Raw genomic sequence first — 9,825 nt, 5'->3', positions numbered from 1 at the left:
TAACTGTTGATAAATAGAAAAAAGATGATATAATATGTATATGAAGTTTTCGTCTGGTGGCGATAGCGAAGAGGACACACCTGTACCCATACCGAACACAGAAGTTAAGCTCTTTAGCGTCGAATGTAGTTGGGCCTACGCCCTGTGAGACTAGAACGTTGCCAGGCATTTGAGGTCTAGTGCTAAAGCATTAGACTTATTATTCCACAGTAGCTCAGTTGGTAGTAGCATCTGACTGTTAATCAGAGGGTCGCAGGTTCGAGTCCTGCCTGTGGAGCCATTTTTTGGCCCGTTGGTCAAGTGGTTAAGACACCGCCCTTTCACGGCGGTAACACGGGTTCGAATCCCGTACGGGTCACCATTTGAACGGAGGTTTAGCTCAGCTGGGAGAGCACTTGCCTTACAAGCAAGGGGTCAGCGGTTCGATCCCGTTAACCTCCACCATTTTTAATAAGCCGGGAAGATAGCGAAGAGGCTAAACGCGGCGGACTGTAAATCCGCTCCTTCGGGTTCAGTGGTTCGAATCCACTTCTTCCCACCATTCTAAATATTATTGGGATATAGCCAAGCGGTAAGGCAACGGACTTTGACTCCGTCATTCCCCTGGTTCGAATCCAGGTATCCCAGCCATGAGCCATTAGCTCAGTTGGTAGAGCATTTGACTTTTAATCAAAGGGTCGAAGGTTCGAGTCCTTCATGGCTCATTAATTGAATAAAAGGCTAATTATTTAGCCTTTTATATTTTTGGCCCGTTGGTCAAGTGGTTAAGACACCGCCCTTTCACGGCGGTAACACGGGTTCGAATCCCGTACGGGTCATCTTAACCTAGTCGTAACGTTTGTTACGACTTTTTTTATTTAAATAGTAGAAAAGATGGTCATTAGAATATAAATTCTAATGACCAATTACTTTATTTTTTTAATTCTTTTGCAGTAAAACTCAGAGGTAATACTTCTTCAAAGAAGTTATATACAGCGTATTTATTCTCTGAAGTACCTAAGATTAATTCAAAATCTTCATCTGCAAATTCAGAAATCACTTGTCGACAAACTCCACAAGGTGGACAATAATTTTCTAAATTACCATTAGGGCCACCTACTACTGCTATTTTTTTGAATTTTGTAACTCCTTCACTAACAGCTTTAAAAATTGCTGTTCTTTCTGCACAGTTTGTTGGCGAATAACTAGCATTTTCAATATTGCAACCAGTATAGATTTTTCCATTTTCAGCTAATATTGCAGCACCTACTTTAAAATTAGAGTAGGGAACGTAAGCAAATTTTGTTGCATCGATTGCTGCTTTTACTAATACTTCATTGATATCTTCTTTAATTTCATTGTTTTGTTCTATTAATTTGAATATAGTATCCGCAACACCGCCTTCAGAGTTTGTTTTTTCTGTTACGTATTTTGCTTGTTCTTTTAATATTGTATTACCATTTTTCATAGCAACGCTGTATCCAACAATATCAAGCATTGCTTGATCATTTAGATTATCTCCAATTGCTACAGCATTTTCTAAGTTGATTCCATAGATTTTAGCTATCTCTTTTAAGGCTTCGCCTTTAGTAGCATTCTTATGCATTATCTCTATATTATTCGCTCCAGATGATGTAACACTTATATTAGTATTTTCTGATAATAGTTTGGTAGCATTTTCTAGTTTTGATATATCATTAGATATTGCTATTATTTTGATTGGTGGATTTTCTTCTTCGTTAAGGTATAATTCTATATTATCAACCTCAGTAATATATCCCAAATCTAGTTTTTGTTGTGCTTCTGCACGTAAATGCTCAACATCTGGTTCATACCCATTAGACCTAATTAAATCTATATAAGCATTTATATCAGTTTCTATACTTCTTGTATATATAGTGTTTTTTGTATAAAGTTGATAACTTATATCAAAACTTTTTAATATTTCAATTGTATAATATAAATCTTTTGGTACCATTGGAGTAATACTGATGATATTTCCATTTTTATCATAGACGATACCACCATTAAAACTAATCACATCACAATTAATATTTTCTTCATTTAATGCTGGTAAAGCTTCATAATAGGCTCTCCCTGTTGCTACTACAAATTCTATTCCTTGATTTTTAGCAAAATTAATAAGTTTTACATTTTCTTTAGGAATTTTATGGTTATGATTTAATAAAGTTCCATCCATATCACTAGCTATTAATTTAATCATAAAAAATTTAGAAATACGATAGTAAATCGTATTTATCCCCTTTCTTAAGTGTAATTTGATTATATCATATATATATAAATATTGTAAGTAAGTATTGGAAATTGCATTAAAGTTGAGTTTAATTTCTATTATTAATTCTTTATTTATGATAAGATAAAAGGTAACTATACTGTTTGTAGAGAGTGATGTAATATGATAATTAAAGATATAATAATAAATAATAATTTAGAAGAATTATTTGCTAATGTGAAAATTGGAATTGAAAAGGAAGGACAACGTGTTTTAGAAAATGGGGAAGTAACTAAAACTGATCATCCAAAAATATTTGGAATAAGACATGAACATCCGTACATTCAGACTGATTTTGCTGAATCGCAGGTTGAGTTGATAACAACACCTGAAAATAATGAAAAAGATGTTTTAAGGATTTTAAATGCTATCCATGAAGTAACTTTAAAAAATCTACCAAAAGACGAATATATTTGGCCATTAAGTGTACTTGCTATACTACCTAATGAAGAAGACATAAGAGTTGCACAATTTGAAAAACAATTTGATGTAGAGTATAGGGAATATTTAGTAAAAAAATATGGAAAGTATAAACAAATGGTATCAGGTATACATTATAATTTCCAACTAGATGATATGTTGATGGAGAAAATTGCTGAAATTACTGGTGAGGATATAGTAACAGTAAAAAACGATGTTTATCTAAAACTTGCTAGACAGTTTTTAAGATATCAATGGCTATTAATTTATCTTTTAGGTGCTTCTCCTTTGGCAGAGGATAAATATTTTACAGATGGCATAAAGCCAACTGATTTTGTAAGAAGTTTAAGAACTAGTAGATATGGTTATGTAAATGATGATGATATTAAAGTATCATATAGTTCGTTAGAAAGATATATTAAAGATATAACAGGATATGTAGAAAATAAACAATTAATAGCTGAAAAAGAATTTTACTCTAGTGTTCGTTTTAGAGGTGCAGATACTATCAAAAAATTCCCAGATCAGGGAATTAAGTATATTGAATTTAGATTATTTGATTTAAACCCATTTGCACCATTTGGTATTTTAGAAAAAGATATTAGATTTGTACATTTATTCATAAAAACTCTAGTTTGGTTAGAAGAGGTGGATAAAAATACTTCTGAATCTTTAGGATATGAATACAGTGAGAATGTAGCTCTTTCACATCCAATGGAAAAAGTTAAGTATGAAGAAGAGGGATTATGGCTATTAAATCAAATGAAAGACATGGTAGAAAAAGTAGGTCTACTAGAAAGCGATTTTGATTTAATAGATGAAAAGATTGAAGAATTAAAAAATCCTGAACTTACTATAGGAGCTAGACTTTTAAAAGAATACCAAAAAGAAAATGATATGTCCAAAGTAGGAATGAAGTTAGCTAGAATGTATAAAGAGGATGCTTTAAGAGAATATTATTCATTAAGTGCATTTTCTAATATGGAACTATCTACACAAGCTGTAATTGAAGATGCAATAAAAAATGGTATTAAAGTTACAGTTATAGATGAAAATGATCAGTTTATTCGTTTAGAAAGTAATGGAAGAGTAGAATATGTAAAGAATGGAAATATGACAAGTAAAGATAGTTATATTTCTCCGTTAATTATGGAAAATAAGGTTGTTACTAAAAAAGTATTAGCTGAAAAAGGTCTTAGAGTTCCAAAAGGATATGAAGTTTCTAGTTTAGAAGAAGCATTACAAAAATTTAATTATATAAAAAACAAACCGATAGTTATAAAACCTAAGAGCACAAATTTTGGACTAGGTATAACAATCTTTAAAAATGGAACAAGTTCAGTAGAAAACTATTCTAAAGCCATAGAGTTTGCTCTTAAAGAAGACAAAGACATACTAATTGAAGAGTTTATAGAAGGTACTGAGTATAGATTTTTTGTTATTGAAGGGAAAACAGAGGCTGTATTATTAAGAGTACCTGCAAATGTTGTGGGTGACGGTAAACATACAATAAGAGAATTGGTTGAACAAAAAAATTCAGATCCATTAAGAGGAGATGCTAAGAAAACTCCTCTGAAAAAAATCGAACTTGGAGAAATTGAAAAACTTCAATTATCTGAACAAGGATTAAATTTTGATTCTATATTAGCTAAGAACGAAGTAGCATATTTAAGAGAAAATTCAAATATCAGTACAGGTGGAGATTCTGTGGATATGACAGATGAAGTTCATGAAAGCTATAAAGAGCTAGCAGTAGAAATAGCGGATGCTATGATGGCCAAAGTTTGTGGTGTAGATTTAATAATTTCAGATATAAAAGAAGAAGTTAATGCAACTAATTATGGAGTTATCGAAGCTAATTTTAATCCTATGATGATGATGCATATTTATCCACATTCAGGTAAATCTAGAAGATTATCATTAAATGTATTAAAAATGTTATTTCCGGAAAAAAATATAAAATAGATTGCCAGTAAATTTTTAATGCTATAAAAAGATAATAACGTAACTAAAAAGGTTAAGTTATTATCTTTTTTTATAGTTAGGAATAAAAAAACAATTGTAATATTATGAAAGTATGAAAATAATATTTTCATAATATAAATTTTTCTATAAAATTTTATATATTTCCTTGTGAAAACATATAAAATTTTTAATTACAAAAGCGATTCAAAAGGTTTTGTATTTGTTGATACAAAAAATAATATATCTTATATTTAAGCATTAGCATTAGAAATCGATTGCATTATTTGTAAAGTAAGAAACTAAAACATTTACAAAAAAAATAATAAATGATATAATCTATTTGTATGCAAAGGTATACACGTCATAATAAATAAGAATTAAATAAAAGGAGGTACTAAGATGGTAGGAATTATCATCGCGAGTCACGGTGAATTTGCTGCAGGAATTAAACAATCTGGTTCTATGATTTTTGGTGAACAAGAAAAAGTAGAAGCAGTTGTATTTATGCCAAGTGAAGGACCAGAAGACTTGCAAAGAAAACTTCAAGAAGCTATTGCAAAAGTAGATTCTGAAGAGATTCTTTTCCTTGTCGATCTTTGGGGTGGAAGTCCATTTAACCAAGCTAACAAGTTATTTGAAGAAGCACCAGAGAAAAGAGCAATCGTAGCAGGATTAAACTTACCAATGCTTATTGAAGCATATGCTAGTAGATTCACTATGACAACAGCTCACGAGATTGCAAAAGCAATCACACCAACAGCTATTGATGGAGTAAAAGTTCGCCCTGAAGAACTACAACCAAAAGCAGAAGTAGCTGAAAGTACACAAGCTGCACCTCAAGGAGAAATTCCAGAAGGTACGGTATTAGGAAACGGGAAAATAGACTTTGTATTAGCCCGTATCGATACTCGTCTACTACACGGACAAGTTGCTACAAACTGGACAAAAGCAACTCATCCAAATAGAATTATTGTAGTTTCAGATTCAGTATCGAAAGATGAATTACGTAAAAAACTTATTGAGCAAGCAGCTCCTCCAGGGGTACGAGCACACGTAATTCCATTAGATAAACTTGTTCAAGTTTATAAAGATCCAAGATTTGGTGATACAAAAGCGTTATTATTATTTGAAACACCACAAGATGCTCTTGCAGTAATCGAAAAAGGAGTAGAGATTCCAGAATTAAACATTGGTTCTATGGCTCACTCTGTTGGTAAAGTTCAAATTAACAACGTATTATCATTAGATCAAGAAGATGTAGAAGTATACAAAAAACTTCGTGATTTAGGTGTTAAATTTGATGTACGTAAAGTATCTAACGATTCACCATCAGATTTATTCAAACTTATTGAAGCTAAATCTAGCGAAGGTTTAAAATTATAATTTAATAGTAATTAGGAGGACACTATGGAATTTAGTATTCTAGCAGTTATATTAGTCCTTGTTGTTGCATTTTTAGCGGGTATGGAAAGTATCTTAGACCAATTCCAATTCCATCAACCAATTATCGCTTGTTCTTTAATCGGTTTAGCAACAGGACATTTATCAGAAGGTATTATTTTAGGTGGAGCTCTTCAATTATTAGCACTTGGATGGGCTAATATTGGGGCTGCGGTTGCTCCGGATGCAGCTTTAGCATCAGTAGCATCTGCTATTATTTTCATTAAAGCTGGTGACTTCTCAGCTGAAGGACGTATTATCGCTATCGCAACAGCTGTTACATTAGCTACAGTAGGACTTGTACTTACAATGGTTGTTCGTACATTATCAGTAGTTATCGTTCACCAAGCTGACCGTGCAGCAGAACAAGGTAACTTCCGTGGAGTTGAATTCTGGCACTATGTAGCACTTGCAGCTCAAGGGTTACGTGTTGCTATTCCAGCAGGATTATTAATGTTCATTCCATCATCAGTAGTTCAAAAAGCTCTTGAAGCATTACCAAAATGGTTCACAGAAGGTATGGCTATCGGTGGAGGAATGGTAGTTGCAGTTGGTTTTGCGATGGTTATTAACCTAATGGCAACTAAAGAAGTATGGCCATTCTTCTTCTTAGGATTTGCATTAGCACCACTTAGCCAATTAACACTTATCGCAACTGGTATTATCGGATTATGTTTAGCAATTATCTACCTAAACCTTTCTAAAAACAAAGGTGGCGGTGGAGGTGGAAATACTTCATCTGGAGATCCACTAGGCGATATCTTAAACGATTATTAAGAAGGAGGAACTACAAAATGTCAGAGAAAAAAATTACATTAAGTAAAAAAGATCGTCGTAGCGTAATGTTACGTTCTCAGTTCCTTCAAGGTTCATGGAACTATGAACGTATGCAAAATGGTGGTTGGGCATTCTCATTAATCCCAGCACTTAAAAAATTATATCCAAACAAAGAAGATGCTACTCAAGCATTAAAACGTCACTTAGAGTTCTTTAACACTCACCCATATATTGCAGCACCAATTTTAGGGGTTACACTTGCTTTAGAAGAAGATAAAGCAAATGGAGCTGATATCGATGATGCAGCAATCCAAGGGGTTAAAGTTGGTATGATGGGACCATTGGCAGGTATTGGGGATCCAGTATTCTGGTTTACAGTTCGTCCTATCCTTGGAGCTATCGCAGCTTCATTAGCAACTGGTGGTTCAATTGTTGCACCATTATTCTTCTTTATCGCATGGAATTTAATCCGTATTGGATTCTTATGGTATACACAAGAATTTGGTTATAAAAAAGGTTCAGAAATTACAAGTGACCTTTCAGGTGGTATTTTACAAACAATTACAAAAGGAGCTTCAATCCTTGGTATGTTCGTAATGGGTATCTTAGTTCAACGTTGGACTAACATCAGTTTCCCATTAGTTGTTTCTAAAGTACAGTTAGATGAAAAAGCATTTATTCACTTCCCTGAAAAAGGAACACACATTACTAGTGAAGTATTACAAGATATTATTACAAAAGCAACAAGTGGAAAATTCTCACTAACACCAGAAAAAGTTACAACATTACAAGATAACTTAGATCAACTTATTCCTGGATTTGCGGCGTTATTATTAACATTCGTATGTATGTGGTTATTAAAACGTAAAGTAAGCCCAGTATTAATAATTTTCGGATTATTCGCATTAGGTGTTATTGCTCACGTAGCAGGTGTAATGTAATAAAGTTAAGGAAGTTGGGGTTAAATATCTCAACTTCCTTTTTTAAAATTAATTATAGAGACTCTAGAGGAGGTGAAAACTATGGTAATGTCTATGAATACAAAAGTTGTTTATACGACAAAGGCTAATTGTCTTACTGGTTCAATTGGAAATAAACATGGAGATGTTATGGTGGGTGACAAAGCCTTTGAATTTTATAATCATAGAAATTCTGAAGATTATATTCAGATACCCTGGTCAGAAATAGATAAAGTTAGAGCACAAATGTTTTTTAGAGATAAATATATTAGAGGATTTTTTATAGATACTAAAAGTGCAGGAAGTTTTAACTTTATTGTAAAAAATTCTGGAAAATGTTTAAAAGAAATGAGAGAATTTATTGGTAATGACAAGATAGTAAGGAATAAGCCAATATTATCATTAAAAAATTTATTTAGAAAAAAAGATTAATACTTTGATATTAGTCTTTTTTAATTTTAAAAATATTTTCATGAAAACGTAGTGCAAACACCATATTTTTCTTGCATTTTCATATGTTTTATATTAAACTATAATTGAAAAAGGAAATCAGTATTATAACAGTAAGTTATTGTATTAATAAAATTTTAAAAAAGAGGTATCAAAATGGAATTATCTGCAAATTCACCTACGCGAAAGCAAGGAATTATTATGTTTGCTATCCTAATTGCTGCATATGTAGTATTTGCTACTAACTGGGTGGCAGGATCAAACTTATCAAAACAAATCACAGATCACTATTTTAATGGAGAAAAGGTTTCTCCAATAATATCTGAAGTTGTAAACTATACTATAACTATAGCAAGAATTATAGCTAATTTACTTGCTGCGTTTATATTAATTAAGCTACATCCGAAAAAAGCTGCAATGTTAGCATTGTTTTGTTTGTGTTTTTCTTTCTTTGCAATTTTCACACATAACTACTGGTTATACACATTCTCTAGAATGATTATGGCATTTGGTGGATCAATGATAATTGTGTTTATAAACTCGTTTGTAGCTAAGTTTATACCGAATGATAAAAAAATTATGACTAGTGCAATTATTACAGCAGCCTATAATGTTGGAGCTGCATTAGTTGCTATTTTATTCTTGTTATTTAAAGAACATTTTGTAGATGACTGGCGTTATACTATGATAGGATTTAGTATTTTTAGTATAATTTTATTTATCTGTTGGTTAATGTTTTCTCATGATTTTGAACCAACAATTACGTGGAAACATACTAACTATTTTGTTTATAAATTGTTGATTGAATCAAAAGAAACATTACACGAAGAAGAAGTTAAGAAGTATACTTATGCTGATGGGTTTAAAGATAAATTTATCTATGTATTTTCATTAGGATTTGGTGGATTTTTATTTTTATATGTTATGCCGTTAGTGTCGCTTCCTAGAGTTGTAGCAGAACATGCTCACAATGCAGGTTTTAAAGCAGAATTTATGATATTAACAGTAACGGTTGGGGGAATAATTGGAACTTTATTTAGTTTAGTAGTCACTAGAAAATTGAATTTTAGAAGAAAACCATTTTTAATCGCTCATGGAGCATTGATGATTGGATGTATGGCATTAGGATTATTCTTTGTATCTAGTAATGTAGTACTAGCATATGCTATGTTTAGCTTATCAGGATTTTTCATGTATTCTCAATATCCAGTATATTTAAATCTTCCATATGAGTTGCCAAATATGAACTCACAAAGATTAACGATAATGTTTGGAATATTTTGGGCTTTTGGATATGCAATTTATACATTATTTAACTTTATTTGGAGTCTAGTTTTAAATCATATGGGCTACAATTCATCAATAATTTTTTATTTACTAGGTAGTATAATTTATATCATTTTTGTATTTACATTCCCTGAAACAAGACCTAAAAAGAAATAACCATTTTTAAAAAAACTTTAGAATTTATAAAAAGTTCTAAAGTTTTTTATTTTGTAATATTTAATATAGCTAGAGCAGAGCTATATTCTAGAATGAAAA

At 31.6% G+C, this 9,825-nt stretch carries 7 protein-coding genes, 7 tRNA genes and 1 rRNA gene; 14 read left to right on the top strand and 1 reads right to left on the bottom strand.

Going from position 1 to position 9,825, the window contains the following annotated elements:
• Positions 1 to 52 precede the first annotated feature (52 nt).
• From rrf to O3801_RS05440, 8 genes are all read left to right on the top strand, one after another.
• Positions 53 to 167: ribosomal RNA gene (gene rrf / locus O3801_RS05475) — 5S ribosomal RNA — on the top strand.
• Positions 168 to 203: 36 nt separating this feature from the next.
• A tRNA-Asn gene (locus O3801_RS05470) sits at positions 204 to 280 on the top strand.
• Between the two features lie 6 nt (positions 281 to 286).
• A tRNA-Glu gene (locus O3801_RS05465) sits at positions 287 to 361 on the top strand.
• A gap of 7 nt (positions 362 to 368) precedes the next feature.
• Positions 369 to 444, top strand: a tRNA-Val gene (locus O3801_RS05460).
• 13 nt (positions 445 to 457) lie between these two features.
• Positions 458 to 541 (top strand) — tRNA-Tyr (locus O3801_RS05455).
• Between the two features lie 13 nt (positions 542 to 554).
• Positions 555 to 630 (top strand) — tRNA-Gln (locus tag O3801_RS05450).
• Position 631: 1 nt separating this feature from the next.
• Positions 632 to 704 (top strand) — tRNA-Lys (locus tag O3801_RS05445).
• Between the two features lie 42 nt (positions 705 to 746).
• Positions 747 to 818, top strand: a tRNA-Glu gene (locus tag O3801_RS05440).
• A 92-nt stretch (positions 819 to 910) separates the two neighbouring features.
• On the opposite strand, the gene O3801_RS05435 is transcribed toward O3801_RS05440, so the two are convergent.
• Positions 911 to 2,203: a cytidine deaminase gene (locus O3801_RS05435; RefSeq protein ID WP_371454331.1), complete on the bottom strand. Its 1,293-nt coding sequence runs from the start codon at positions 2,201 to 2,203 to the stop codon at positions 911 to 913.
• Between the two features lie 192 nt (positions 2,204 to 2,395).
• On the opposite strand from O3801_RS05435, the gene gshAB reads away from it, so the two are divergent.
• From gshAB to O3801_RS05405, 6 genes are all read left to right on the top strand, one after another.
• Positions 2,396 to 4,657 (top strand): bifunctional glutamate--cysteine ligase GshA/glutathione synthetase GshB, encoded by a 2,262-nt coding sequence (gshAB, locus tag O3801_RS05430; RefSeq protein ID WP_371454330.1) that lies wholly within the window; start codon positions 2,396 to 2,398, stop codon positions 4,655 to 4,657.
• Between the two features lie 399 nt (positions 4,658 to 5,056).
• Entirely contained in the window at positions 5,057 to 6,040 is a 984-nt protein-coding gene (locus O3801_RS05425) for a mannose/fructose/sorbose PTS transporter subunit IIA (protein ID WP_371454329.1), read from the top strand.
• Between the two features lie 24 nt (positions 6,041 to 6,064).
• Entirely contained in the window at positions 6,065 to 6,874 is an 810-nt protein-coding gene (locus O3801_RS05420; RefSeq protein WP_371454328.1) for a PTS mannose/fructose/sorbose transporter subunit IIC, read from the top strand.
• 17 nt (positions 6,875 to 6,891) lie between these two features.
• A complete protein-coding gene (locus tag O3801_RS05415; RefSeq protein WP_371454326.1) occupies positions 6,892 to 7,815 on the top strand; it encodes a PTS system mannose/fructose/sorbose family transporter subunit IID in 924 nt (307 codons plus the stop codon).
• Between the two features lie 81 nt (positions 7,816 to 7,896).
• On the top strand, positions 7,897 to 8,265 hold the full coding sequence (locus O3801_RS05410) for a DUF956 family protein (RefSeq protein WP_371454325.1): 369 nt from the start codon (positions 7,897 to 7,899) through the stop codon (positions 8,263 to 8,265).
• Between the two features lie 174 nt (positions 8,266 to 8,439).
• Entirely contained in the window at positions 8,440 to 9,726 is a 1,287-nt protein-coding gene (locus O3801_RS05405) for an MFS transporter (RefSeq protein ID WP_371454324.1), read from the top strand.
• Positions 9,727 to 9,825 lie beyond the last annotated feature (99 nt).

The organism is Gemella sp. 27098_8_149 (assembly GCF_041433745.1).
GTDB lineage: Bacteria > Bacillota > Bacilli > Staphylococcales > Gemellaceae > Gemella.
The sequence above is the reverse complement of the archived record's forward strand: the minus strand, read 5'-3'. Positions and strand labels throughout refer to the sequence as shown.